Source organism: Kastovskya adunca (assembly GCF_059505785.1).
The window spans coordinates 295,623-322,425 of sequence record NZ_JCACLG010000021.1 but is presented as its reverse complement, the minus strand read 5'-3'; the positions used below and the strand labels follow the sequence as shown (position 1 = coordinate 322,425).

General features: G+C 48.0%; 23 protein-coding genes. 12 read left to right on the top strand and 11 right to left on the bottom strand.

What is annotated here, in order from left to right; all coding sequences use genetic code 11:
• Positions 1 to 247: 247 nt before the first annotated feature.
• On the bottom strand, positions 248 to 766 hold the full coding sequence (gene ilvN / locus AC5JR3_RS08120) for an acetolactate synthase small subunit (RefSeq protein ID WP_495844743.1): 519 nt from the start codon (positions 764 to 766) through the stop codon (positions 248 to 250).
• A gap of 298 nt (positions 767 to 1,064) precedes the next feature.
• On the opposite strand from ilvN, the gene AC5JR3_RS08115 reads away from it, so the two are divergent.
• Entirely contained in the window at positions 1,065 to 1,442 is a 378-nt protein-coding gene (locus AC5JR3_RS08115) for a BON domain-containing protein (RefSeq protein ID WP_495844741.1), read from the top strand.
• A gap of 306 nt (positions 1,443 to 1,748) precedes the next feature.
• Here the strand turns inward: AC5JR3_RS08115 and AC5JR3_RS08110 are convergent, their stop codons facing one another.
• Positions 1,749 to 2,702 carry an alpha/beta fold hydrolase gene (locus AC5JR3_RS08110; RefSeq protein WP_495844739.1) on the bottom strand — a complete coding sequence of 318 codons (954 nt, stop codon included), beginning with the start codon at positions 2,700 to 2,702 and terminating at the stop codon, positions 1,749 to 1,751.
• A 315-nt stretch (positions 2,703 to 3,017) separates the two neighbouring features.
• Here AC5JR3_RS08110 and infC point away from each other — a divergent pair, with 315 nt between their 5' ends.
• From infC to AC5JR3_RS08095, 3 genes are all read left to right on the top strand, one after another.
• Positions 3,018 to 3,560 carry a translation initiation factor IF-3 gene (gene infC / locus AC5JR3_RS08105; RefSeq protein ID WP_495844771.1) on the top strand — a complete coding sequence of 181 codons (543 nt, stop codon included), beginning with the start codon at positions 3,018 to 3,020 and terminating at the stop codon, positions 3,558 to 3,560.
• Between the two features lie 111 nt (positions 3,561 to 3,671).
• Positions 3,672 to 6,644, top strand: a complete 2,973-nt coding sequence (locus AC5JR3_RS08100; protein ID WP_495844738.1) for an MFS transporter — start codon at positions 3,672 to 3,674, stop codon at positions 6,642 to 6,644.
• 97 nt (positions 6,645 to 6,741) lie between these two features.
• Positions 6,742 to 7,203 carry a Crp/Fnr family transcriptional regulator gene (locus tag AC5JR3_RS08095; RefSeq protein ID WP_495844737.1) on the top strand — a complete coding sequence of 154 codons (462 nt, stop codon included), beginning with the start codon at positions 6,742 to 6,744 and terminating at the stop codon, positions 7,201 to 7,203.
• 87 nt (positions 7,204 to 7,290) lie between these two features.
• On the opposite strand, the gene AC5JR3_RS08090 is transcribed toward AC5JR3_RS08095, so the two are convergent.
• The 5 genes from AC5JR3_RS08090 to AC5JR3_RS08070 all read right to left on the bottom strand — a co-directional run bounded on the left by AC5JR3_RS08090 (position 7,291) and on the right by AC5JR3_RS08070 (position 11,711).
• Positions 7,291 to 8,391, bottom strand: a complete 1,101-nt coding sequence (locus tag AC5JR3_RS08090; RefSeq protein WP_495844736.1) for an aromatic ring-hydroxylating oxygenase subunit alpha — start codon at positions 8,389 to 8,391, stop codon at positions 7,291 to 7,293.
• 8 nt (positions 8,392 to 8,399) lie between these two features.
• A complete protein-coding gene (locus AC5JR3_RS08085; protein WP_495844733.1) occupies positions 8,400 to 9,200 on the bottom strand; it encodes an ABC transporter ATP-binding protein in 801 nt (266 codons plus the stop codon).
• Positions 9,201 to 9,209: 9 nt separating this feature from the next.
• Positions 9,210 to 9,803, bottom strand: coding sequence for a cysteine hydrolase family protein (locus AC5JR3_RS08080; RefSeq protein WP_495844731.1), 594 nt, complete (start codon positions 9,801 to 9,803; stop codon positions 9,210 to 9,212).
• 90 nt (positions 9,804 to 9,893) lie between these two features.
• Positions 9,894 to 10,724: an ABC transporter permease gene (locus tag AC5JR3_RS08075; protein ID WP_495844730.1), complete on the bottom strand. Its 831-nt coding sequence runs from the start codon at positions 10,722 to 10,724 to the stop codon at positions 9,894 to 9,896.
• 75 nt (positions 10,725 to 10,799) lie between these two features.
• Positions 10,800 to 11,711, bottom strand: a complete 912-nt coding sequence (locus AC5JR3_RS08070; RefSeq protein ID WP_495844728.1) for an ABC transporter substrate-binding protein — start codon at positions 11,709 to 11,711, stop codon at positions 10,800 to 10,802.
• A gap of 296 nt (positions 11,712 to 12,007) precedes the next feature.
• On the opposite strand from AC5JR3_RS08070, the gene AC5JR3_RS08065 reads away from it, so the two are divergent.
• The 3 genes from AC5JR3_RS08065 (at position 12,008) to AC5JR3_RS08055 (ending at position 15,180) form a co-directional block, all read left to right on the top strand.
• Entirely contained in the window at positions 12,008 to 12,778 is a 771-nt protein-coding gene (locus tag AC5JR3_RS08065; RefSeq protein WP_495844726.1) for an MBL fold metallo-hydrolase, read from the top strand.
• A 386-nt stretch (positions 12,779 to 13,164) separates the two neighbouring features.
• Positions 13,165 to 14,079, top strand: coding sequence for a pentapeptide repeat-containing protein (locus tag AC5JR3_RS08060; RefSeq protein ID WP_495844724.1), 915 nt, complete (start codon positions 13,165 to 13,167; stop codon positions 14,077 to 14,079).
• Positions 14,080 to 14,133: 54 nt separating this feature from the next.
• Positions 14,134 to 15,180 carry a pentapeptide repeat-containing protein gene (locus AC5JR3_RS08055; protein ID WP_495844722.1) on the top strand — a complete coding sequence of 349 codons (1,047 nt, stop codon included), beginning with the start codon at positions 14,134 to 14,136 and terminating at the stop codon, positions 15,178 to 15,180.
• A 263-nt stretch (positions 15,181 to 15,443) separates the two neighbouring features.
• Here the strand turns inward: AC5JR3_RS08055 and AC5JR3_RS08050 are convergent, their stop codons facing one another.
• Positions 15,444 to 16,607, bottom strand: coding sequence for an RNA-guided endonuclease InsQ/TnpB family protein (locus tag AC5JR3_RS08050; RefSeq protein ID WP_495844720.1), 1,164 nt, complete (start codon positions 16,605 to 16,607; stop codon positions 15,444 to 15,446).
• Between the two features lie 258 nt (positions 16,608 to 16,865).
• Here AC5JR3_RS08050 and AC5JR3_RS08045 point away from each other — a divergent pair, with 258 nt between their 5' ends.
• Positions 16,866 to 19,298 (top strand): GH116 family glycosyl hydrolase, encoded by a 2,433-nt coding sequence (locus tag AC5JR3_RS08045; RefSeq protein WP_495844718.1) that lies wholly within the window; start codon positions 16,866 to 16,868, stop codon positions 19,296 to 19,298.
• Positions 19,299 to 19,421: 123 nt separating this feature from the next.
• Here AC5JR3_RS08045 and AC5JR3_RS08040 read toward each other — a convergent pair whose 3' ends face one another.
• On the bottom strand, positions 19,422 to 20,138 hold the full coding sequence (locus tag AC5JR3_RS08040; protein WP_495844716.1) for a F0F1 ATP synthase subunit B: 717 nt from the start codon (positions 20,136 to 20,138) through the stop codon (positions 19,422 to 19,424).
• On the bottom strand, positions 20,045 to 20,599 hold the full coding sequence (coaD, locus tag AC5JR3_RS08035; RefSeq protein WP_495844714.1) for a pantetheine-phosphate adenylyltransferase: 555 nt from the start codon (positions 20,597 to 20,599) through the stop codon (positions 20,045 to 20,047). Before coaD ends, AC5JR3_RS08040 begins: the two co-directional genes overlap by 94 nt.
• Positions 20,600 to 20,775: 176 nt before the next feature.
• Here coaD and AC5JR3_RS08030 point away from each other — a divergent pair, with 176 nt between their 5' ends.
• A complete protein-coding gene (locus AC5JR3_RS08030; RefSeq protein ID WP_495844712.1) occupies positions 20,776 to 21,180 on the top strand; it encodes a hypothetical protein in 405 nt (134 codons plus the stop codon).
• 341 nt (positions 21,181 to 21,521) lie between these two features.
• Here the strand turns inward: AC5JR3_RS08030 and AC5JR3_RS08025 are convergent, their stop codons facing one another.
• Positions 21,522 to 22,007 (bottom strand): hypothetical protein, encoded by a 486-nt coding sequence (locus AC5JR3_RS08025; protein ID WP_495844710.1) that lies wholly within the window; start codon positions 22,005 to 22,007, stop codon positions 21,522 to 21,524.
• 111 nt (positions 22,008 to 22,118) lie between these two features.
• Between AC5JR3_RS08025 and hetZ the strand changes: the two genes are divergently transcribed.
• From hetZ to AC5JR3_RS08010, 3 genes are all read left to right on the top strand, one after another.
• A complete protein-coding gene (gene hetZ, locus AC5JR3_RS08020; protein ID WP_495844769.1) occupies positions 22,119 to 23,282 on the top strand; it encodes a heterocyst differentiation protein HetZ in 1,164 nt (387 codons plus the stop codon).
• A 4-nt stretch (positions 23,283 to 23,286) separates the two neighbouring features.
• Complete coding sequence (locus AC5JR3_RS08015; RefSeq protein WP_495844708.1) at positions 23,287 to 24,312, top strand: hypothetical protein; 1,026 nt, start codon at positions 23,287 to 23,289, stop codon at positions 24,310 to 24,312.
• A gap of 99 nt (positions 24,313 to 24,411) precedes the next feature.
• The gene (locus AC5JR3_RS08010; protein WP_495844706.1) at positions 24,412 to 26,739 is read left to right on the top strand and encodes a transglutaminase TgpA family protein; all 2,328 of its coding nucleotides are present in this window, start codon (positions 24,412 to 24,414) and stop codon (positions 26,737 to 26,739) included.
• Positions 26,740 to 26,803 lie beyond the last annotated feature (64 nt).

The window sequence follows — 26,803 nt, the reverse complement described above, 5'->3', positions numbered from 1 at the left end:
TCCCTCCTCCACTTTTGCCCTTCTCTCTTTTGTAAAAAACCTACACCTGTGAGGCGGGGGAGCGGGGGAGCGGGGGAGCAGGGGTGCAGGGGAGCGGGGGTGCAGGGGTGCAGGGGAGCAGGGGAGCAGGGGAGCAGGGGTGCAGGGGAGAGTAAGAGAACCAATAACCGAATTCACCCTTCATACTTCACCCTTCATACTTCATACTTCCTCCCCCACTCAGCACTCAGGACTCAGGACTCCGTCTTCACACCTTCGCTTCCAGGGATTTGAGATACTCGGTATTGACGCCCGACTCGCGAATTAGGGCAATTTTCCCAGTCCGAGCAATTTCCCGCAGTCCAAACTTGTTCAATAGCTGGACAATTGCCACCAGTTTGCCGGGATCGCCCACTACTTCTAATGTGAGGGTATCTTCACCGATATCTACAACTCGTGCCCGAAACACTTGCGCGAGTTCGATAATTTCAGGACGGGTTGAACTGCTGGCATTAACCTTAATCAGCATCAACTCCCGCTCTACACAAGGCGTAGTAGTGATGTCTTGGACTTTTAGCACATTGACGAGCTTATAGAGTTGCTTGGTAAGTTGTTCAATGGTGCACTCATCTCCAGGAACCACCATCGTAATTCGAGAGATCCCGACTGTTTCAGCCGGGCCAACTGCAAGACTTTCAATGTTGAAACCGCGACGGGCAAACAAGCCAGCAATCCGGGTTAAGACCCCGGCTTCATCTTCGACAAGAACGGAAAGAGTATGCTTCATTACTGAAAATAGAGGCGCTACGCAGGCGTCACACAACCCACAAGTAACACACTCTTTTTAGAGGATGTCTTGGGGGTCGTTAACCCATTCAATCGTTGTTTAATCTTTAATCTTACCCCCCTCTAGCCTGAATCCGAAAACTCTTAAGTTTTCACTCAAATTCTTCCTCCAAAACACTCTACTGCTCTGCCACAAGAGTTAGTGGCTAAACACCAAATCCTTTGCTCGGTAGATATGTTCATTACCCAGTTTCTCCATAATGTTAGGGGAAAACCCAATTTAAACGGAGAAAATCACTATGGGTTGGTTACAAAGACTGTTCAAGATGAATAAGCCCAACAAAGCTCAGGTTAATCCCCAGCCTGCTCCTCAAGCCGCAGCTCCTCAATCAACGGCGGCTACTGGCGGTGGTGCTCAAGCTCAATCAGTTCCCCCAGAGCGCATGGGCTTAAATGGCGAGTACGACCAAAGCGGTTTGGCAAAGCGAGTTGCCCTCGCCTTCGATGAAGACTCAGAGCTGGATGATGTTGAGACGCTCTACGTTGCTCAAACTGGCGGCACAGTCGTTTTAAAGGGAAAGGTTCCTAATCAACAAATGCTTAACAAGATGGTAAGTGTTGCTAAAGGAGTTTCTGGGGCAACTAGTGTTGAAACGAACCAGGTAACTATCGGTTAAACGTTTTTTCTACGGGTGAGACTGTTGACAATCTCATCCCCAAGAGAATTCTTATACACCTCCACCCCTCCCCAATTACAAGGGTTAAGGTGTATACACACTGACCAGATGGCTTCGCATCATTGAGATCTCCCTAACCCCCTTGAAGAAGCAGGGACTGGAGTCACAGAGTCCCCCGTCGTGATGACTTCCTGACTCCCAGGAACCGGACATGTCCCAGTATCCTTTTAAGGGGGATGTCAGGGGGATCAAATAACGTTGTGCATCCTGGTAAGAGATGTGTGAACACCGTAGGGCAATCAATGATTAAGTTGCAGTGGAAAATCGGGTAATTTCAGAAGTCACTGGATGATGACAATTTGCCGCCAGCCAGTCTAAAAGAATTCGATTAACGGTTTCTGGACATTCATCGTGGGGACAATGACCCGCATTATCGAGTTCTACTAACTCCAGATGAGCATTGAGCGCGGTAAACTGCTGAGCCAGATTTGCCGGAACCATCCGGTCTTGTCGTCCCCAAATGAGCAGCATAGGGATATCTAATGTTGGCAGTATTTTCTTAAGGGAAGGGCTAAATTGAGCACTGGTCATTGCCTGAAACAAGGCGCAGAAGGTAACTGCTGCCCCTCGATCCTGAGCCGGTTCAGCTAAGATCTCCACTAACTCATCGGTAATCGATGTCGGATTGGCGTAGGCGATCGCTGCCCAACGGCGTACAAAAGCAGGGCGACGAACGATCTTGAACAGAGTTGTGATCAACAGGGGGGAGGCGATCGCTTTTTCTAGGGTTGTCACCACAGGTAACAGCCAAGAGGGAATTGCCTCTTCTCTGGCTCCAAAATCGGGCAAACTCATCATTGCCACGCCTTTAACCATCTCAGGATGGGCATCAGCAATAGCAAGACAAACCAAAGAGCCAATGGAGTTACCCACCAGTACAACGGGCTGTTGGATAAAGGTTTGCCAAAACTCGTAAACCTGCTGCACCCAGAGATTGATGTTGTAGTCCACTCGTGCCTTACGAGATGCGCCAAATCCCAGCATATCGAGGGCATAAACGGTATGATGTTCTCCTAGCACCTCAAGGTTTTGACGCCAGTGACCAATGGAGGCTCCAAACCCGTGTAGTAAAATCACCGGGGTTGACCCTTGTACAGCCGTTTGAGCATTACGAAAATAGGTGTAACGCGTCTGCCAACCTCGCCAAACCCAATCGCGTTGTCTGCCAACTCGCTGCTGCCACGGCACTAGAGTCGTCACGAAGAGCCTCAACTTAAAAAACGTTTACAAAGTCTGGTACTTATTCTAATAATTTCTTCGGGATTTAACTTCCCCCATCATGCCCTAAGATGCAGTTATTTAAAGCTTTAAACGGGTGTAACCCTGACTCAGTCGTCCGACAACCGCCAATAGACTCCTAAAAAATTACTCTTCCCCTAGGGCGGTAATAACTACCCACCTCAACGATTTAGAAAGTTACATTAACAACGTAGACAGAAATTTGATCAGACTCAGTAAAATGGCAAGTAAAATCAATTTTGTTGCTTGCCAACTTACTCTAACTAAACTATCCACATTAAGCAGACGCCTGTGACTGACAAAAGACGCCAACGCGATCTACCCCAAATCAACGAAAGAATTCGCTATCCCAAGATTCGTGCTATCGATACTGACGGCTCCCAACTCGGGATCATGTCACCGGAAGATGCTCTACGCATCGCCGAGACAAAAGAGCTGGATCTCGTCTTGGTGAGTGACAAGGCCGATCCGCCTGTTTGCCGGATTATGAACTATGGCAAGTATAAATTTGAACAGGAGAAGAAAGCTAGAGAAGACCGGAAAAAGCAGCATACCGCTGATGTCAAAGAAGTGAAGATGCGCTACAAAATTGAAGAGCACGACTACCAAGTGCGCGTCAGTCAAGCCGAGCGATTTATCAAATCGGGAGATAAGGTGAAAGCCACAGTTACCTTCCGAGGTAGAGAAATTCAGCACAGCGACTTGGCGGAGGATTTGCTCAAGCGGATGGCTACCGACTTAGAAGGGATCGCAGAAGTGCAGCAATATCCCAAACGAGAAGGTCGCAACATGATGATGCTGCTATCTCCGAAAAAATAAACATAAGCTTTGTCATTAGTCAAGAGTCCTTTGTCACCCGTTAAAGAATCGTTTGTCATTGGCATATCGGACAATTGACAAGGGACAACTGACAACTGACAAACATTCGTCATGAAACTGCAAACTCGCGCTCGTGTTAAGGGTGACTGGGTCAGAAAACTCCAGCAATGGGTAAATCTTCGCCCAGAAGAAGGCGAACGAACGTTACTAATGTTCGCTTTCTATACCACCACTTCCATCGGGCTGCTGTGGTTGGAGTATGGTGCGATCGCACTGTTTTTAGAACAGTATGGGACTAAGTGGCTGCCAGCCATTTATATTGCTAGCGCCTTCATGGGATCAGGGCTAGGAGTCTTGTACTCCTGGCTTGAGAGAACTCTGCCCATGCGGAGCGTTTTGCTGATTATTGCGCTGCTGGCCACCCTGCCAATCCTGGTCTTTCGGATTGGACTTGAGGTACCTTACTTTGAAGGCGTCGTTGCTCTAGCAACAGTATTTCTGTTGCGGTTGTGGATGGATGCGGTAGAAATCCTCAACGACCTCAACAGCCAAGTTTCTGCCAATCAACTCTTCAACATTCGGGAAATTAAACGCACCTATCCCCTCATCTCTAGCGGGGTTTTAGTTGCCGATGTCATTTCCGGCTTTTCCTTGCCGTTGTTGTTGTTCCTCGTCGGGCTTAACAACGTCATTGTCGTTGCCTCCTTAATGATGCTGCTGGGTGCTGGGGTGCTGTTTTATCTCACTCAGCGCTACCAACAAGCCTTTCCCGACTCCCCCGTGCGAGATTGGGAGGATATGCAGCCAGATTTCGCCTCGAAACGTGCGACGGGGCCGCTACGACGCTACATCGCCCCGTTATTTGGCTTCTTTATCTTGGCAGAAGCACTGTATTTACTGATTGAATTTCAATATCTCGGTCAGTTAGAGCAGTATTTGGAAACCGCAGAAATTGCCAGCTTTCTCGGCTTATTTAGCGGCTTTGTCGGACTGTTTGAACTAGCAACACAGTGGTTTATCTCCAGCCGGGTAATTGACCGCTTCGGTGTATTTGTCGCGGCGATGGTATTGCCCGCCTGCTTGTCCTTCTTAGGCGTCCTCACCCTGGCTGGAGGGCTGGGCTTTTTCTTCATTGGTCTGGTTTTACTGAAGTTTCTCGACGAACTGCTGCGCTATACCCTGATTGCAGGCATTGAGCCTGTCTTGTTTCAGCCCCTGCCGGAATCTATTCGCAACTCCACTCAAGGGTTAGTGCAGGGTATTGCTGAACCCCTGACGACTGGTACAACAGGGGCAAGCCTCCTAGCAATTATCTGGCTCATCCATGAGGCTTTCCCCAATCAGCCAGAGCAAGTTTTAGTGCAGTGGCAGGGGAGAATTTTTGTCTTTCTGATTGTTATCTGTTCTGTTAGCTGGCTGATCTGTGGTTGGTTATTGCGCTCTAGTTATGTAAACTTGCTGGTTCAGAGTGCAGAACAAGGACGCTTAGGTTTTTCTGATGTCGATTTGGGTGCTTTTAAGCGAGCAATTGCCGAAGCGTTAGAGCAACAGGGAACCGAGGCAGACAAACGCTCTTGTATTCAGCTTTTGTCCCAAATGAACCCCACTAGGGTTGGGGACTGCCTTGCGCCGTTACTGCTCCAGTTATCTCCGGCATTGCAGCGTCAGAGTCTAGAAGCAATGCTAGAACACCCCAACTCGGTTCATCTCGATGAGGTGCAGGCACTAATTGAGCGCAAACCTCCCCCGGAAGTTCTTGCCCTAGCGCTGCGATATCTCTGGCTGACTCAAAAAGAACCGGATATTCGCACCATTAAGCCTTACTTACATTCTGGGGTTGACCCGATTGTGCGGGGAACTGCCGCTGCTCTGATTTTGCGACACGGGACACCGAACGAAAAGGCAGAAGCAACGAATACCCTGCGGCGAATGCTTACCCACAAAAGGGAACGCGAACGGGTGATGGGGACACGGGCGTTGGGGGAGGCAGATTATTTGCAGGCACTGCGGCTTTATGTGCCGAACCTTTTGCAGGATGAGTCTTTGCGGGTGCGGTGTGCCTTGCTAGAGGTGATTGCTTCGACACGTTTAGAGGAATACTATCCTGCGCTGGTGCGGGGGCTGTATTTCAAATCAACCCGCGAGGCGGCGAGAAATGCCTTGGTGCGGTTAGGGGATGAGGCGTTGCCATTGCTGCGGGAGCTGTCAGAAGATGCGCGTCAACCTGACTTGGTGAGGCTGCAAGCCTGGGGAGGATTAGCTCAGGTTCACACCCCGGCAGCGTTGAATGAGCTGGTACAGCAATTGATCACTAGTTGGGGAACAGCCCGCCGCAACATCCTGCGAATTTTGCTGAAGATCCCGGAAGATATTGGCATTGAGGGTGTGCTGGATCGTTTAGGTCGCAGTGGTGTGGAGATGTTGATTGAACAGGAGATGCTGTTTTTAGGTCAAGTTTTGGCGGCAATCGTGGACTTGACGCCAGAACAGGTGCCGGGTTCAGAGGCGGACTTGCTGCGACGCGCCTTGCAGGATTTGCAAGCGGATATCATGGAGCGTTGCTTTTTGCTGATGAAGTTTCTCTACAAACCTGGGGCGATTCAAGCGGCGGCGTTCAATTTAGAGTCAGAGTCTCGCTCTAGTATCGCGTTGGGGTTGGAAATATTGGATAATACTCTAGATATTCCTCGAAAGCGGGCATTATTAGGGGTACTAGACCGCCGTCCTCCCGCAGAACGCTTAGAACATCTCGCTGATATGGTGCCGTATCAAGCGATGACGCCCAGCGATCGCTTGCGACGATTGTTAGATTTTCGCCATTTTCTTTCAGATTGGTCGTTGGCGTGCTGTTTCCATGTCGCTAGGTCGCTACGGTGGGGTCTGAGTCCTGAATCAACCCTAGTATGCTTGCGCCATCCCACTGGCTTTGTACGCGAAGCTGTGCTGGCTTACCTAAAAGTCGCTAGCCCCCGTACTTGTAGCGAACTCTTACCGGAGTTAAAAGACGACCCCGATCGATTGGTTGCCGCGCAAGTGAAAGAAATAATGGGAGAGTTGGGTTATCCTACACCCAATCCGACCTAAAACAAGGATGAAGGGTGAAATTAATCAGGGGTACTACTCATGAAGCGTCAACAACTGACTAAGGACTAATAATTTAATGACTAGTGATTTTTAAAAGATGTTAACCAGCGTTGAACGCCTATTATTTGTCAGGGGCGTCCCGATTTTTCAAGAACTGCGGGATGATTTTTTAGTGCGGCTAGCTTCTGTGATGGATGAGCTATCTTTTCCCGCCAATCACACCATTTTTACAGAAGGACAAGAGGGGCGAGCGCTTTACATTATTGTTTCTGGGGTGGTGCGCGTTCACATTGGCGATCGCGACTTGGCACATTTTTCAGTTGGCAAGTGCTTTGGTGAAATGTCGTTGTTTGATTCTGAACCCCGTTCGGCGTCAATCACCACCATCGAAAAATGCGAATGTCTGATGCTCAATCAGTTGCAACTCTACGACGCCATTGACGAAACCCCCGGAATTGCCGTCAATATTATTCGCCTCCTGTCTCGTCGCATTCGAGAACTCAATGTTCAGGTGAATACGTCTGGGGGGAAGGTACTGGATTTGGGTAAGGCAGGATAAGCTGGGAGCAGGAGAGGAATCTGGCAACTGAAGAGCGAGATCCCCGCCTTCTCTAAGAAATCGGGGATCTAAACTAGCGACAACCGTTCAACAAGACTTCAAAAAGCGACGAATTAACCTTTGCTGGTGAAGAATACGTCCTTCAAGTTCGTTAGCAATACCAGCGGTATAAGCACCACTAGCGTACCCCTTTTGTACCCCTTCTGTAATTGCTATATCTTCTCGCATAAAAGCTTCAAAATCTCTTTCTAACTCCATTGCCAGAGGGCTAAATCCAGGGATACCGTAAATTTCTAGATTGACTTGACAAGTCTCGACAGTCACCGGATCGATGCGAATCCAAGCTAATACTCCATTCGGTAAAGCTACTAAATGCAGGTTAGGAAAAATACCATAAGTGAAGAATCCTAAGCGGGCGCGATCGCGAAGATGGTCTAAAACGGGATTATGCGATCGCCACTCCTTCGTCGTCGGTGTATAAAGCAAGTTCACATACTCATCAAAGGAATGCTCGTAGTAGCGCACCGAACCTTGAAGAGGATTGAGGGTATGAGGATGAACTACAGGGACATGATAATCACAAAGGGTATTATCGTGATAATTTTTCCAGTTACAAGCTACTGAATAATGTTTTTTGACCAGTAGTTGAGTGGATTCAGTACGATGCTCTTTAAGGCTGCCAGGAATTTCCCCTAAATACTCCAACAAAGGAGTTGTTTTTTCACTAAAGCAAACAAAAATAAATCCTAACCATTCTTCACACTGAATCGTTTTTAAAGGAAAATCTTTGTAGCAAAAATGAGCAGGAAAGCGATTTTTTGCAGGTGTTCCCTTTAACTCCCCGTCTAAGTTATAAACCCAAGCGTGATAAGGACAGACTAACTGCTCGAGAGAATGAATTCCCGGTTGAGTAACTAACAAAGAAGCACGATGGGGACAGACATTGTGAAAAGCCTTAAGAGTGCTATTGCTATCTCGAACTATGAGGATACTACACCCAGCAACTTTTGTTACCCAAACCATTTCTGGTGTTGATAAGTTGGCTGCATCTCCTACATAAAGCCAAGTCCGCCGAAAAATCCCTTGAATTTCTTGAGGAAGTAGCTCTGGATCGGTATAATACTTAGCATCTAAAAAGGTTGATTCTAAATCGGTTGTTTGTAAATAATTTTGAAGATATTGTTTCATCTTTGGCATTAACGAAGCGTTTGCACAACCTGTCTTTTTAGCTCAATAAATTCAGGGGTTAACTTAATATCAATATCTCTTTGGAGAGGTAAATTAACCGCCACTTCATCTTTCATCCTTCCTGGATGATTTCCTAAGACATAAATGCGTTGAGACAGAAAAACTGCTTCCTCAATATCGTGAGTAACCATCAAAACTGTAATCTTCGTTTTTTCCCATAAATCTAACAAAAATTCCTGCAACTGTTCCTTTGTTTGAGCATCCAACGCTCCAAACGGTTCATCCATTAATAACACTTCCGGTTCAGTTGCCAAAGCACGCGCAATAGCAACCCGTTGTTTCATTCCTCCTGAGAGTTGTTTCGGGTAAGCATGGGCAAACTTGGACAAGCCAATCATTTCCAAGTAATAAGCAATGTGCTGCTTCCGTTCAGACGAAGGCATTTTCTGAAGTTGTAGTCCAAAACCAATATTTTGAGCAACCGTGAGCCAGGGGTAAAGGGTATAACTTTGGAAAACCATGCCTCGGTCAGAACCAGGCCCGTAAATCACTTCACCATCGACTAATACTTCCCCTGCTGTCGGTTTACTCAGTCCAGCAATGATATTCAGCAGAGTTGACTTCCCACATCCCGAAGCCCCGACGAGACAAACAAACTCGTTCGGAAAAAGATGCAAATTAATCTGCTCCAGCACGCTTAGAGATTTGCGCTTTTGCTGAAACACTTTTGATAAATTACGGACAACTAACTTGGGTTCTCCGAGCGAACTCTGTCGTTGTTGGTCTAGAAGGGACTGGGGAGTCAACATAAGACAATCTCAGGTAGGTTGTGCTAGACATTCTGTAGCAGTCAGAAAGTCATTGAGGGTAATTCGGGACTGACTTTGCAAATACGCCATTGCTTTAAGTGCTGCCTCATGCGCCTCCCAGTCTGCACCAATGCAACAGTCTTCAATTACATGAAAACGGTAATCATGCTGATGAGCATCAACGGCAGTGTAATGAACGCAAACATTCGTCAGCGCACCAATAATAATCAAAGTTTCAACCTTCAATCCCTTCAACAAAATCTCTAAGTCAGTGGCATAAAAACAACTGTAACGGCGTTTAGTAATGGTAAATTCTCCATCCAAGGGAGCTAAGGAAGAATGAAAATTTGTTCCTGACCAAGTTTCTAAACAATGAACAGGTTCTGTGCCATCTAACTCTCGCCCAAAGTCCACCATCTCTTTCCGATGCACTTCTTTAGTATGGATAATTGGGAGCTTAATACGTCGTGCTACAGCTAAAACTTGTTGAGCTTTGGGGAGAGCTTCTGCTGCACCCACAACCTTGATTGCTCCTCCTGTAAAAATATCAGCTTGTAAATCAACGATCAGCAATGCTGTACGGTCTAAACTTTTTAATTTCATAGAGCAGCCTTAGAGTAAATATTACGTTAAATCCACTAATTTGGCATTCTGGTGAGAGGTAAAATCTGCTGAAATTATTGCTACTTACCTTTAAACGGAACGTTCCACCCAGGGCAAGGTAATACGAGCAATTAACTTGAATAAGTAATCGATAAAAAGACCAATTAAACCAATTACAACGATACAGAAAAGTACCTTGTCAGTTTGAAGAAATCGCTGAGAGTAGATAATTTTAAAACCCAAACCATTTTGTGCTGCGATTAACTCTGAAATTACTAAAAAATTCCAAGCTCCTGCAACATTGACCCGAAGAGTATCTAAAATTCCAGGAAGCGTTGCGGGTAAAATAACTCGAAAGAGCAAATCAAGGCGGTTTGCCCCCAGAGTATAGGCAACATTGAGCATTTCGTTAGGAATGAACTTTACTGTATCAGCAATCATGATGGCGTTGTAGAAGACAATTCCCAAAAAGACAATTAAAATTTTGGCAGATTCTCCTAACCCCGCCCATAGCACAATTAGGGGCATAAAAGCGGCGACGGGCATATAACGAACAATGCCGACAAAAGAGCCAAATAAGCTCTCCATACTGTAAAACGTTCCCATCGCGATACCAATGGGAATACCTACTAGGGCTGCTAATAAAAAGCCTGCTAGGACTCGACTGGAACTTGCTAAAATATCCACCAGCAAGTCTTCCTCAAAGAGCATTTTTACTCCGGCTTGGAAAACGGCTGTGGGAGTAGGGAGAAAGCGATGGTCTACAAATCCCCCGTAGCTCAAGATTGCCCAAATCCCTAAAGGGAAAAGTATTGCAATTAGGGTGAGAAGTAAACTAAGCCACTTTGGAAATCCTTGTCGAATACTCCAAAATACAGAAGGTTGTAGGTAACGCTTACGCCTAGAAGTTGATTGAATCATTGTTACAGATGCAATAGTACTGGTGTAGCAGAGTATTTAAGAATTCATCAGGTTAAGTGGGACTGAAATGCCTGTTTATTGTGTTTTAACTACAGCTTCAACAAACCGAGGCTCTAACAAGTTTTTTAATTGAGGTACTTCCTCAACTTGCCCTTGTTTGGAGAGGAATGTTGCTAGCCTATTTAAAGGATTCAGCAAATAGAGACCGCTCTGAGAATTCCCCAGCATTTCTAGATTGGTTTTCGCATCAGGAAGTTGAATCCCTTCTAAGTCAGCAGCGAGAGCTTCTGGTGTCACCTCAAACTTCTTTGCAGCAATGGCTAACCCTTCCTCTGGATGTTCTTCTAAAAAGGTAATTCCTTTAAATATTCCTCGTACAAAGGCTTCAACTGCTTGGGGATTTTCTTCAATAAATTGTGTATCAAAAGCATAAACATCCGCTACTGCGGTGGGCATTTTTGATGAGTCGTAAATAATTCGCCCATCGGTTTGAGCCTTATCCGCCTGATTCATATACGGTGAGTAAGTTACGGCAATATCCACATTTCCCGCTTGATAAGCAGCAGCAGCAGCAGCAGGGGGAGCGTTAACAAATTTGACATCAGCATCAGATAGTCCAGCTTCTTCTAGTACTTGCAGTAAGAAGAAATGACTGACTGTTCCCTGCTCAACTGCAATCTTTTTGCCTTTAAAATCTTTAACACTGTTAATCTTAGTTCGAGCTAGAATTCCATCCCCACCTACGGAGATACTTTCGACTAAGACAATGCGATAGTCTTTCCCTTTTGCTGCTAAAGACACAGCTTCTGAGGTGACGGGAGCCGCCGCATTAAGTTGTCCGGCTAAAAAGGCAGCATTATAATCAGCACTTGAGGAAAATCCTTTAAAATCTACCGTTAAATCTTCTTCGGCGAAGAAACCTTTTTCTTGGGCAATAAAAAATGGAGTTAGACCGATCCAAAGTGTACCGCCCAGGGTAAAAGACATTGACTCAGAACTTCCTGGGGAAGTAGTTTTATTTTGCTTGGTACAAGCATGAAGTAATGCGCCTCCGGCTACACCACCTATTAACTGGAGCGTTCGTCTTCGTGAATATTTTCCAGAAATCATAAGTCAAAACTTCATTGTAAGTTTTGTTAATAAGCCTTGGCAAACCAGAGCAAATGAACTACTGATTTAGTCAATTTATGTGGAGTTTATCTGCGTTTTCTGTGCGTTTAGCTACGATTCTTATAGATAAACAAAACTAATTTAAGAAGGCAACAGTATAGCAAAAAAAATCTATGAAAAGTAATAAGCCCGTTTGCAACCATTGGTTTGCCACCCGCAAAATCAACGATAGACTGTACTGTATTAATGAGATTCACTATTGGGAATGGAATCGCGCCAATCTTTGGCTAGTGAAAGGACAAACCCAAGACCTCTTGATTGATACTGGGTTAGGGGTTGCAAGTTTACGTCAGCACATCGCTTCTTTAGTCGATAAACCGCTACTGGCGATCGCGTCTCACGTTCATTTTGACCATGCTGGCGGACTTTATGAATTTGAGCGTACTGCTATTCATGCCGCAGAAGCCGAGGCGTTAGGTTGTGCTGATGCAGTGGCAACTTTGTGTGACCCCTCCCTGGGGTGGATTTTAGATGAGCATTTTACCCAGCTACCTTATCCTGAGTTTACTGTCATGCAGTATAGCTTTCGAGGAGTGGAACCTAGCCAGATTTTACACGACGGTGATGTGATTGATTTAGGCGATCGCGCTTTGGAAGTCCTTCATTTGCCTGGTCATTCTCCAGGAGCGATCGCGCTGTACGATCCGATACACCAAGAACTATTTTCGGGAGATGTGGTTTATGACGGAGAACTACTAGACCAGTTACCTGGAAGCGATCCTTCTGCTTATTTAGCAACTTACGAACGCTTACAGAAGGTTCCAGTTGAAGTAGTTTTCCCAGGTCACTATCGTAGTTTTGGACAACAACGTTTACAAGAACTCATTGCGGATTATTTAGAAGCGAAGCGAAAACCCGGTTGTCCTGCTGATATAGTTTCCTGATGAGAATAGGCGGCAGTAAGCTATCGAGTTAAACAATTTTAAATTCTCCCCCCGTTTAGATCCCCCCCTCACCCCCCTTAAAAAAGGGGGAGCCAGATGTTGCTTCGCTTTGATTTAACGGGGCTGGAGGGGATCTAAATCTGACGGAGCAGTTTGAAAACACTCCCCAAGGGCAACATTCAGTATTTTCCGAATCTGCGCCGTTTGCTCCTGTATCTACCTTTTATAGAATTTGATTACCTGGGAGCTGGTGAGATAACAGATCCGCTAACTCTGTCTGTAGATGCGATCGCGCTCTGTATAGCAGCGAAGGCGACGCAACCTTAGCGTTTGCAAAGATTTCACTCTAGACAATATTCTCCCTACTGATACCCAAAGTTAAGACCATGAAAGCGGAAGAGGTGCTGAGACGATATGCAGCAGGGGAAAGGGATTTTCGCCGTGTAAATCTTCGCGGTCAATCGTTCAAAGGGAAAGACCTGTCGGGAGCAGACTTTATTAAGGCGGATATTCGAGGGGCAAATTTTACGAATGCTTACCTCAAAGATGCCAAGTTTTGTGGGGCAAAAGCTGGACTACAGCGGCGATGGCAAACGGGTTTAACCGTATTGGCTTTACTGGTGTCGGCACTTTCAGGAATACTCAGCTGGTTCCCCTCACTTTTGGTATCACTCATATTCAATAGCGACTCTGACTCTATTGTCGCTGGTTGGGTTGCTCTCGGTCTAATCATTGTCTTCTGGATTGTTGTTATCCGCAAAGGTCTTAACACTGCCGTTGGAGCTGGAGCTGGAGCTTTCGCTGTCGCTGGAGCTGTCGCTGGAGCTGGAGCTTTCGCTGTCGCTGGAGCTGGAGCTTTCGCTGTCGCTGGAGCTGTCGCTGGAGCTGGAGCTTTCGCTGTCGCTGGAGCTGGAGCTGGAGCTGGAGCTGTCGCTGGAGCTGGAGCTGGAGCTGGAGCTGGAGCTGGAGCTGGAGCTTACATTGGCTGGCGAGGCTTGGCGGGAGATGAAAAGCACGTCTGGGTTCGCCCGATCGCGATTTCCTTTGCTGCCACAGGAGGCACCAGCTTCCGCAATGCAAATTTAACCGAGGCTGACTTCTCTCAAGCCACCCTTAAGAGTACAGATTTCAGAGGAGCTAACCTCACCCGGACTTGCTGGCGCAACACTCAAAAACTTGACCGCATTCGCCCTGGTACAACTTACCTGCAAGACGCAAAAGTGCGGCAGTTGTTGATTAGACAGGAACAAGACCAAAACCAAAACTTTGACCGCCAAAACCTGCGCGGAGTCAACTTATAAGGTGCAAACCTAGCCGATGCCAGCTTTATCGGCGCTGATTTAAGCGAAGCGAACTTGCAAGACGCGGACTTATCGAGAGCAAAACTAGTACAAACCCAATTAGATGAAGCTGATTTAACAGGTGCAACCCTCACCGGAGCCACGATTGAAGATTGGGGCATCACCAGTAGTACTAAGTTGCAGGGGGTTAGATGCAGATGTGTTTTCATGCGCTTACCGACAAAGGATGACCCCAACCCCCGCCGCAAACCGGATAACTGGGAAGAGGAGTTTGAGGACGGGGATTTTGCTGACTTTATCAAGCCGATTATCGATACTCTCGACCTCTACCACAACCAAAGCGTTGACCCTCGTGCCATTGCAATTTCCTTCAAGCAATTAGCGGAAAACAATCCAGATGCCGAACTAGAGATTGTGGCGATGGAGAAGCGAGGTAAGGATAAGTTTTTACTGCGTGCGACAACGGCTCCAAAAGCCGACCTTTCTCAGCTCAGTGCCGAGTATTTCACAACTTACAATGAGATAAAAGCCCTAACTGAGGCAGAAGTAAAAGCACTTATAGCTGAGAAAGATAATCGAATTTCGAGCTTAGAAAACATGATAGAAACAGCGCTACAGCGTCCAAGTTTTTATACAAATACACAAGTTGAACAGGTAGGTATTATGACAAACAATCCTGGTGGCATTTCTCAATCTAATACAGGTTCAATGAGTGGTGGACAGCAAGCCGCTATCGGTAACAACAATCAGCAAACAATGTCCATGCAAGCGGCTGCATCAGAAGGCAAACAGCTTTCTCAACAAGACGTATTGCAACTATTGGCAGAACTCGAACAGAGGATTAAGGAGTCAGAAATTCCTGCTGACACGAAAGAAGAAGCCACCACTTACCTAAGTGCGGCGAAAAAAGCACTTGATAAAGAGGAACCGAATAAAGAACGGGCAAAAATTAACCTAGAAGGCGTAGCAGAAGAACTGGAAAAAGCCAGCAAGGTAGCAGAAGCAGGCACTACTCTATTTATAAAAGCAAAGCCAATTCTTGTTAAAGTCGCAGGTTGGTTAGGTGCCGTTGCTGCGGGTTCTTTCTTAGGTACTCTCTAGTCATAGAGACTGAGGCGCGAACCACCGTCCTCTGATTCCCATCCTCAACAGTCCCAGCCTGACGTTGACAGGTGTTGATTGAGTTGGGGTTAGAGGAACGCCCCGATGCAGTTGTTAATCCTGGGAACGTCTGCCGCACTTGGCGATCGCTAAGTCACTCCTGAACCTTCTCACCTCCCTTCACTGCAGAACAACTAACGGCAGACCAATGACTTACCTGGTTAAACGCCTTGAGCCACTCCCACGGATTGAATCCGTGGGATTCAGGCATCGAGCAGGGATTGCAGGAGTAACTCCTGTCTGACATCCCCTACGCCTAGAGTTGAACTCCCAACTCTTTTAATATTAATGCTGGCATTCTCATCCCTGTCATTGACCGAATGACAGGATGGACAGCGCCAACGTCTAACCGATAAATCTAGAGAGTCTAGGACATGACCACAGCAAGAGCAAGTTTTAGTGGATGGATACCAGGGGTCAATATAGATGAGCTGTTTCCCTTTCTTCGACGCTACCCATTCCAGTATTTGCAGGAAGTCCCCTAACGCTAAATCATTAATTTTTCGTCCCCATAACCGTTGCATCCCTTTGAGGTTTAGTGTCTCGAAACACAACACATCAAACTCGTCAGTTAACTTGTGTGCCAGCTTCCAGAACCAGTCCCGCCGACGATTGCTAATAGCCTCGTGGTAGCGAACTAAATGTTTTCTTGCCTGCTCTCGGTTGTTTGACCCTTGGCGCTTCCTAGAATGCTGTTTGGACGCTTTCTGGAGTGTGGCGAGGGATGACTTTAGGAATAATGGTGACTCAATCTTGAAGCCTGACGCTCCTAACGTCGCTACCGCTACGCTATCTGAGCAAGTGAGGAACACCTTCAACCCGAAGTCAAATCCAGCTATTTTACCCGTCTCGAACGTGACTTCTGGAATTGAATATCCGTCAACAACCACAACCATGAACAGCTCACCCAATGCGGTGCGCTTGATGGTTAGTGTTTTGATAGTTCCCTCTATCTCTCTTGAGTTCCAGTATTGATATACCCGATTTCCTATCTTGACTCGATTCCCTCCTAGAAACTTGTATCCAGCCTGCTTGAGGGTGAATGATTTGTACTTTTTGACCTTCTTGAATCCTGGCGGCTTTACCCCTTTCTTGTGATGTTTGAAGAACAGTTGGTAGGCTTTGTCGATCCGTTGACAGATATCCTGAACAGCTTGAGAACCTACCAACTGCCAAAATGGGTTACGCTTCCGCCGCTTGGCAATATGTTTCTGAAGCCTTGCACAGTTCAAGTGCTTTCCCCACATCCGGTAGTACCGCTTGTGCAGGGCAATCCCATGGTTATAAATTACACCAGCGGCATTGATTGTCCGCTTGAGGTGTTTATTCCGCTTGTGACTGTACAGCTTAAACTTCAGGGTTTTCATGCCTTTAATGATATTGTGTATCCACACAACGTATAGATATTATGCAGAAAAAACCTCTAAGCCTGCGAATTGAGGAAAGCCGTTTAGAAAAGCTAAAGCAACACGCCAGCCTAAAAAAGAAGACAATGACCCAGCTAATAGAGGATTGGATAGATAGGCTGCCCCCAACCCCTAGCACTGACGGCACTTAAAAGTGCCTACGCTACATCCCACCCATAAATGAGGTGGGCTTTGCTTATTGTTTTGTAAAATCAGGGAATGATTTATCACCCTTCGCCACCTCCGCGCCCAAAAATTCCTGAGTGTAGCTGGAAGCGTCCCCTCGGTCTTGGTTGGGAAAAGCCCTACACTGTCCGTTACCCTAGCAATCTTGACGATGGCCCTTGGCATGGAATGCCTTTGGGCGGTTTTGGAGCGGGTTGCATTGGGCGATCGCCACGGGGAGAGTTTAATCTCTGGCATATAGATGGTGGAGAACACGTCTTTAAAAGCCTCCCAGCCTGTCAATTTAGTGTTTTTGAGCAATCAGAGAATGCGCCCTCCCAAGCGTATGCCATGTGTACGGAGCCACCCGCAGATGGGACGTTAGATTGGTGGCAATGGTATCCCAAGGAAGGCAAGGGAGAATCTTCAGGGACTTACCATGCGCTATATCCCCGCAGTTGGTTTGCCTATGAGGGTGTCTTTCAGACGCAACTAACCTGCGAGCAGTTTTCTCCCGTTTGGGCAGGATGCTATCAAGAAAGTAGCTATCCGGTGGCGATTTTTGAGTGGACGGTTCATAACCCCACGGATGCGCCGATTACGCTGAGTATTATGCTCACCTGGCAGAATATGGTGGGCTGGTTTACGAATGCGGTACAAAATCCCCAGGTGCGAGTGCGGGATGACGGCAGCCCGGAATATGAGTACAAAGCTCGTTGGGGAGATAGTACCGGGAATTTTAATCAATGGATTCAAGACCACTACCGGGTTGGTTGTTTGCTAGACCGGGTGAGATTGGATGAAGAGGTTCGAGAGGGCGAAGGACAACTGTGTATCGCTACGATTACAAATCCGGCGACGGAAGTGTTTTATCACAGTCGTTGGAACCCAGCCAGTAATGGGGCGCAAGTTTGGGGAACCTTTGCCCAAAATGGCACCTTAGGAGATACCCAGGATGAAACGCCAGCCTCTCCTGGAGAGCAGATTGCCGCCGCGATCGCTATTCGCTTTACCATCCGTCCTGGCAAAACGCGCAAGATTCCCTTTATCCTGGCGTGGGACTTCCCCGTTACCGAATTTGCCCCAGGAATTAACTACTACCGCCGCTACACCGATTTCTTTGGACGCAGCGGCAACAATGCTTGGCCCATCGTCCGGACTGCCCTCAAGCACGATGAACTTTGGCAAGAGCGCATTGAGTCTTGGCAAGCTCCAATTTTGCAGCGGGATGATTTACCAGACTGGTTCAAAATGGCGCTGTTCAACGAGTTGTACCTCCTAACGGATGGTGGCACATTGTGGACGGCAGCAGACGAGCACGATCCCGTGGGGCAATTCGGCGTTTTGGAATGCCTAGATTACCGCTGGTACGAAAGTCTGGATGTCCGACTTTATGGCTCCTTTGCCTTGATGATGCTGTTTCCCCGGTTGGATAAAGCGGTGCTGGAAGCCTTTGCTAGGGCAATTCCTACTAGCGACGATACACCAAGAATGATCGGTTACAACCAGGCATTCGCCCTTCGTAAAACAGCAGATGCCACACCCCATGACCTAGGCGCACCCAACGAGCATCCGTGGAAAAAAACCAATTATACCAGTTACCAAGATTGCAATCAGTGGAAAGATTTGCCTTGCGATTTTGTTTTGCAGGTGTATCGCGACTTCGTTCTCACGGGTTCTAAAGATACGGAATTTTTGTGGGAATGCTGGAGTGCGATTGTCAAGGCGCTTGCCTACTTGAAAACCTTTGACAAAGATGGGGATGGCATTCCGGAAAACTCTGGGGCACCGGATCAGACCTTTGATGATTGGCAGTTGCAGGGGATTAGTGCCTACTGTGGTGGCTTGTGGTTAGCCGCCTTGGAAGCCGCGATCGCTATTGGCGAAATCTTACTGAATAACCCCTCCATGCAGCCGCAGTTTACGGACGCTTATGATCCCGAATCAATTCAAGCAACGATTAGCAACTATCATCAGTGGTTAGAACAAGCTAAACCCCTTTATCACCAAACTCTCTGGAACGGTCAATACTACAAGCTCGATAGTGAAAGCGGCTCGGATGTGGTGATGGCAGACCAACTTTGCGGTCAGTTTTACGCCCGTTTGTTAGGGCTTCCTGATATTGTCCCCCAGGAATACGCCGAGTCGGCTCTCAAGACGGTGTACGAGTCGTGCTTTCTGAAGTTCCATCAGGGTGAATTTGGGGCAGCCAATGGCGTCAGACCGGATGGTTCGCCAGAAAACCCTAACGCTACTCATCCCCTAGAAGTCTGGACGGGGATCAACTTCGGATTGGCAGCTTATCTGGTGCAGATGGGGATGAAAGCAGAAGCCATGCAACTTACCGAAGCCGTCGTCAAGCAAGTGTACGAAAACGGCTTACAATTTAGAACCCCCGAAGCCATTACGGCGGTGGGGACGTTCCGCGCCAGTCACTACCTGCGAGCAATGGCAATTTGGGGAGTGTATTTAGCTCTTGATCGGTGACATCCTCCCTCGCCAAATCAATATATGGTGAGGGCTTCCCAGCGAACCAGATCATCTTTGTGGCGGCGTCATCTGAAGTGGAAAATTCGGAATTGTCCCTGTACATTCCCCACTCAAAAACGGCTAATTTTTCTTTGGGGAAGGTACTGAACGCAAACCAGATGCCCCAGGAGGATCACTGTCTGGGGAGCGTCTAGGGGGAATCATATCAGGGAGCAGAGCATCTCGCCCATTGCGAACAATCCGGAGCATGTCATTGAGCTGAGTCTCAATACTACCGAGAACGCGATCGGCGTAGTCGTCTGCTCCGTTTTGGATATCTTCACAGTCCGCCAGGGCTAACTGCCGAATTTGCTCCATCTCCTGTTGGGCTTGCAGGCGCATCCGCTCAATCTCTGAGAGCGTCTGTTCTTGAATCGCTTCACATTCTTGTTGGACTCGTTGCCGAATTTGGTTGGCTTCCAGTTCCGCTTGCTGGATAATGCCTAGCTCATCCAAAATCTGGTCAGCTCGCCGTTCCGCCGCATCCATAATTTCCTGCGCGTACTCTTCGGCTTGCAGGAGAATCTCGTCGCGCTGACGAACGATTTTTTCGGCTTCCTCAAAGGCTACGGGGAGATTTTCCCGTACCAAATCGAGCTGAGACAGCAGCAATTCCTCATCCACCACTGTCCATTTAGTCCAGGGGATGTGAGGGCGGCTGTCAAAGATAATATCCTCGATCCGGTTTAGTTCCTGTTGGATATCTATGCCTCCCGATCGGCTCTGAGGTGGCTCCCCTTGATTACTTTGTCTGTCGCGGTCGGGGGGATCAATTCGGGATTGGTCTCGGCGTAACATTGGCAAATATCCAGTGCAACCTGCTGAGGAACAAGATGATCGATAGAGCCGCCAAATCTGGCAACCTCTTTCACTACACTACTACTTAAAAAACTGTACTCGTTGGACGTGGCGAGAAACACAGTTTCAATCTCATCCCAGAGGGTTTGATTGGTGTGAGCCATTTGGAGTTCTTTCTCAAAATCAGAAAGCACCCGTAGACCCCGCAGTAGCACCTGTGCATTCCTCAGTCTGGCATATTCCACGGTCAATCCAACAAAGCTATCAACTTCTACATTTGGTAGATGTTGGGTACAAAGACCAATTTGTTCTACACGTTGCTGTATAGAAAACAAGGGCGATTTATTGGGATTGCGGAGTACAGCCACAATCACCCGCTCAAAGAGCTTGCAGCCCCGCTCAATAATGTCTAGATGCCCTAGGGTAATCGGATCAAAGCTGCCAGGATAGATTGCAATCACAAAAAGGGTTCAAATATTGAGGACGGCAATAGTACTGATACAGTACCGCTAAATTGAATCCTTGAGTGTAAAAACTATACAAGTGACTGCGATTGAATTGATAAGATCGACGCAAAAACTAGAAAGTTGGTCGTTAAGTAGGTAGTTTACTGCAGGTAAGGGATGAAAGAGCCGTTATGGAGATAAACAAGCAACAGCGCTCTGAGCAGGATTCGCTTGAGCAGAAGGAAGAGAAGCGAGACAAGGCAGAACAGAGGAGACAAGACCAAGAAGAGCAGCGCCAAGTTGATGAAGAAGGACGCCAGTCGTCAGAACAGGTACGGCAGGCAGCAGAACAGGCGCGGCAGGCAGCAGAACAGGCGCGGGTGTATACCGAGCAACTTCGGCAGCACGAGGAGCAAGCGCGGATGTATACCGAGCAAGCGCGGCTATATACCGAGCAAGCGCGGCTGTATGCCGAGCAGATTCGACAGGACGCCGAGAAAATACGAAAAGCTCAGGTGGAGCAAGAGCAGATTTTAAAGGAAATACAGCAGTCTACTCAGTTGTACCGCCGGGTGAAGGAGTGGGATGAAGGGTGAAGGATGAAGGATGAAGGGTGAAGGATGAAGTATGAAGGATGAAGGGTGAAGGATGAAGTATGAAGGGTGAGGGGTTATAGGTTCTAGGTTAGGGTTTTACCTAGTTACCCCATCTCCTCTACTCCTCCGCTCCCGTTTGGACTTCGCGGCTCGACGCTTCGAGAAGCCTCAGCGACCACTGAGCTTCGCCGAACGTCTGAGCGCGGTTCCTGAGCACTTCGACAAGACTTCGGCGTGAGCGCTCAGTCGAACGCTCAGTGTTCCACCTGCCGAAGGGCAGTCGAACGCTGAACTCACGTCGAGGCGTGTTTCCCTGATCCTGCCAGATATGTAACAAGTTATTAAGCAATGTCAGGGGGAATCGGATTGGGCTGGGCTTTGGGTACAGAGCGCATTTGCTGGAGTTGGGAATGGATAAGGTTTTGCAAGTCTTCGCGATTCACTTCAGTTCCGCTGGCAAGGTTCCCCGGTGTTTCAAAGAAAACCGTACTATTAACGATGTCCATTGCAAACATTTGGAACAGAATGTGAGTGACTGGAAGTGGCAAGGCAACAATCTGAGGGTCTGGCTCTACCTGAAAATCAGCAGCATCTTTGAGAGTTGGGAAGGCATAAAGGACGTTTTTTTCTACATCGGGTTGTGCGCGGTTACTGAGGGTCGTTAGCACCCAACCCTCGTCCAGGGTTTGGAGAATGTAGTACTCCAAATGCTGCAACTGACTAGCAAAGAGTTTAAGTACCGGAGCAATTGCTGCGATCGCTTCCGGAGTCCGACCATCTGACGGGGCATTTTCAATCAGGGCTTGAAGTTGTTGGTCTAAATCCATATTGACAAGCAATTGTAAGGTTTAACTGTGCTGTTATATGCAGTCTAAACCTAGATTAGAACGGTGGGAGTTAGGTATGTTAGGGTCTTGATGAACTATCAACAATTAAGCATGGGGAAAATCTGCCAGGACGTGGAGGCAATTTTTCAACCGCTCTTTGACCAGTTTCAGCAGTCTACGCGGGCGTCAGTTCCGGACTGTCGTGCTGTAGCAGCACGTCTAGCCAACGAAGTCAACCGTATTTGTAACGAAAGTCAGCGTATTCAAGACTCTGGAGAAGTGGAAAGCTGGGCGATGACTTTAGCAAATCATCGCCTCAAGCAATGTTTGCACTTCTACCACTTAGGCTCCCATCGGGGCAGAGTTGAACTCCAAAGTACCCTCAGCGCGATCATTTACCGCTACATTAGCCGACAACAGATGCCCCTCAGCTACCAAGCGAGGCTGACGTTGATTGAAGATTTCTTACAGGGGTTTTATGCGGAGTCCTTGAATGCCTTTCGGCGGGAAAATGCTATGGATGCGACCTATTCCCCCCGAACGCTGCTAGAGCTAGCGGAGTATATGGCATTTACCGAGCGTTACGGAAAGCGTCGCATTCCCTTACCTCGTCGCCGCTCTCAGCAACTGATTATCCTGCGAGCGCAAACTTTCACGGCTTCGCAACCGATAGAAACCTCTGTCGATATGGACACCGCTGCCGAAGGCGGTATCCTGGAGTCTGACACATCTTGGAATGATACCGCCGTACAGCAGGTACGAGAGATGATGGTGGCGGCGGAACCCGATCCCCTGGAAGCTAACCTGCGGGAGACAGTGACTGAGGAGTTGTTGCAATATTTAGAAGAACGTCAGCAATCCGATTGTGCGGAGTACTTTGTCTATCGTCTAAAAGACCTCCCAGCCAGTGAAATTGAAGCCTTGATGGGGCTAACGCCTCGGCAACGTGACTACTTACAGCAGCGGTTCAAATATCATCTGATTCGCTTTGCCTTGTCTCATCGCTGGGAGCTGGTGCATCAATGGCTAGGAGCCGATTTGGAGCACAACTTAGGACTAACTCCGCAAGAATGGCAAGTTTTGCAGGCACAAACTACCTCCCAGCAGTCAGAATTACTTCAGTTGAAACAAACAGGACGCTCCAATTCTGAAATTGCACAAGCCATTGGTTGCACCGTTAATCAGGCGGAAAAACAATGGTTAAAGGTACTTGAGCTTGCCTGGGAAATTCGCAATTCTTCAGTATCCGGAGCAGGTGCATCTAAGGATGAATAGTGACATGGATAATTCCTCCGAAGCCCTATATAGCCGTTTAATCGCTTGGCTCCTCCAAGAGCCAGTCTCAGCCCCCTCGCCCCTTGAATCACAATCAGGTAGTGCAGGCGATCGCGCAGGGGCAGAATGGGAGAGCGATCGCTTAGACTTATTAGATTGTGATGAGTTGGATTGTGACGAGTTGACTCTGGCATTCTCTGAGACTGATGAAGCGGCTTCCGGGCATAAACCTCGTAACTTGGAAGAAATGCAAACCGTGCAAAACCGTTTTCAAGCGCTTTTGAAGCGTCGCCTGCAATCAGAAATTGAAGCTCGTCCCCCCCTATTTCCCTGGGAGACAGAAATTTCTGATTATGAACCCGAAAAGATTGACGTTGTCGAACAAAACTGGGTTCCTTCTGTTCGATTGTGGATGCCTCAGCTTTCTAAGCTAACTCTGCCTGTACCTGTACCCGAAGCGATCCTCTCGCAACTACTCAACGCCTGCTCGGAAGCCGTGTATTCGCGGCGGCAACTGGGAGCCAAATTGGTGGGTGCTGTAACCAACCTCTTTCCTGACTGCTCTGAGTCCCTCAACCAGTTGGCAGGGATGGTGTTAATGTATCCGAGTCGTTCACCAGGACAACCCCAATCTCTACCTAACAGTTACGAATCAGCGGCGGTTGAACAACAAATGACCCTAGCAATGCTAGCCGCCAAAGAGATCATCAAAGCCCTAAGTGTCTCTGTATCCCCCAACCAAAGCCCTGTAGAACGGCAGTGGGAAACAGCGGCGGGAATGGTGACATTAAAGGCAGAGTATCAATTACAAGGGCAAACTCCGAAATTGCAGATTACGACGCGGCTGCCTCGTGGTGGCAGTCTGACGCTGCGAACCCCGCAAGCCACCGCCACCGCCGAGCGTACCTACCCCGGCTACCTAAGTGTAGAATCCTTTGATTTACAGGCGAATCAAACTTATCCGTTAGAAATTCGTTTCCAGGATTTAGAACAAGCCCCACTAGTTTTTGCTATTTGTCCGACAATATAGTTAATCAGTTGTCCGTTGTTTTTTTTTCTTGGCTAGTGGCACTCCTGGCAATGAACCATGAACACAAATAACTGACTTTTGAAAACTAACACCTGACAAATGACAAACTCCTTTAGGCTAGGGCAACTGCGGCATCTACCTGTTTTTCGTCAGTACTGGCAACGCTTAGAAGCAATGCCCGTACCGGAAGTGGAAAACTCAATTTTGCTGCGGGTGTTGGTGCAGGCAATGGTGGTAGTCGGAATTATCGCCACAGATATTGCAGCGGGAACCCAGACGAGTTTGTGGGCAGTTCCGCTGAGTATTGTCGGTGCAACCTGGAGTGGGTTTCGCCGACGAGAGCGCAATATCCCGGTCAAATTCGCTTTAGCGATTGGGATGCTGCTAGCGATGGCAGCGTTCTTTGGCAATTTGTTTGCCCAGCTTAATGACACGCGCCTGGTGCTGGCAGAGTTACTGATTCAACTACAAGTTCTCCACAGCTTTGATTTGCCCCGCCGCAAGGACTTGGGCTACTCGATGGTGATTGGGCTAATTTTGGTGGCGGTGGCGGGTACTCTCTCGCAAACCTTAACCTTTGCACCAATGTTGCTGGTGTTTTTGGCGATCGCACTTCCGGTTCTCATCCTAGACTACCGCTCCCGTTTGGGGCTATCTCCCATAAAACTCAAGCAACGCCGTGGCGCATCTCTACAAAACGCCTCGCCTCTATCACTCCAGCGTCTAGGGCTATTTCTATTGGTGATTCTGGCATTAGGACTGACGATTTTTGCCTTTATGCCCCGATTTCCCGGCTACCAGTTGCGGACATTTCCCGTAAGTGCGCCTGTTGATTTTGATGAGCAGAATTTTCAGGGAAGTAATAGCGGCATTATCAACCCTGGCTACGAGCGCGAGGGAGAAGACGGTAGTGGTAGCGGAGAAACAGGGCGATCGCCTACACGGGGACAAGGGGAACTTGATGACACGTTTTACTACGGTTTTAGTAGCCAGATAAACCAAAATCTGCGCGGAGAGCTAAAGCCGAAAGTTGTGATGCGGGTGCGTTCTCAAGCACCGGGCTTCTGGCGCGTTCTAGCTTTTGACCGCTATACAGGTCAAGGGTGGGAAATTTCGCGGGATAAACAACTGCTGAAGGTGACGCGCCCTGAATGGTCTTATCGCTTTTTTCTTTCCCTAGCGCCGACAACGGGTAGAACAAAAGAAATTATTCAAAGCTATACGGCTGTCTCTGAGTTACCGAACTTAATTCCGGCTTTGGCTTATCCCAGGGAACTTTATTTTCCGACGCGGGAAGTGACAATTGATGCAGAAGGGGGTTTGCGATCGCCTCTCGGTTTAATTGAAGGACTAACCTACACGGTCATTTCGGAAGTTCCCTATCGCGATCGCTCCCTGCTGCAACAAGCAGGCGAAGATTACCCCAAATCAATTCAAAAAAACTACTTGGGTGTTCCCCCAGCGATTGGTGAGAAGGTACGACAGCGCACCGAAGAACTCCTCGCCACCTCCAACCGACCGATTACCTCCCCCTACGAGAAAGCCTTATATTTGGCTCAGGCGCTCAAACAGCGGTATTCCATTCCCGAAAATCCTTTCGGCTTACCCTTTTTCGCAGAGGATGAAGACCTAGTAGAAGCCTTTCTCTTCAAAAACCAAGGCGGCTACCCAGACCACTTTTCTACGACTTTAACCATCATGCTGCGCTCGATTGGCATTCCGGCACGGTTAGTTGTCGGGTTTGGCGCGGGTGAGTTTAATCCCTTTACTGGGTTGTACATTGTGAAGAACACCGATGCTTACGCGATGACGGAGGTGTTCTTTCCCGACTACGGCTGGTTTGCCTTTGACCCGATTCCCGGTCACGAATTATTCCCCCCCTCCATCGAAGAATCACAAACCTTTGGGGTCTTGCGGCAGTTTTGGAGTTGGGTAGCCGGGTGGTTACCTTCACCCGTGACAAATTTTGTTGCTAACGTCTGGAGTGTAATTCTGCGATCGCTCATCCGAGTAGTTTCCTGGCTGTGGTCACTCGTATCTAGCGGTTGGGTGGGCTTATTTATCGGGCTGATTTTAGCGATCGCTCTCGGTTTCTTGGGTTGGCTAGGTTGGGATCGGTGGAAAAACTGGCGCTACCATCGCTGGTTGTCGAAACTTCCACCCATGGAAAGGCTATATCAGCAAATGCTCCATACTTTAGGAGCCAAAGGCTATAGGAAACACCCCGCTCAAACCCCTAGCGAATACGCTCTGGGGTTACGGCAACACCTTCAGTCCGCTTCAGCAGAAATTATCGACGAAATCTCAAGTGCTTACGTAAGCTGGCGCTACGGCACTCAAACGCCGAATATTAAGTACCTACAACAACGACTGCGTGCCTTGATTAAAAGCACGCAGCGATTGGGTTCTAGAGCCTCAAGCCAGTAATTAGTCCTGAGTCGGTGAGTAGGGGAGAAAGGATGAAGGATGTTTTCCTCATCTCCCCATTTAC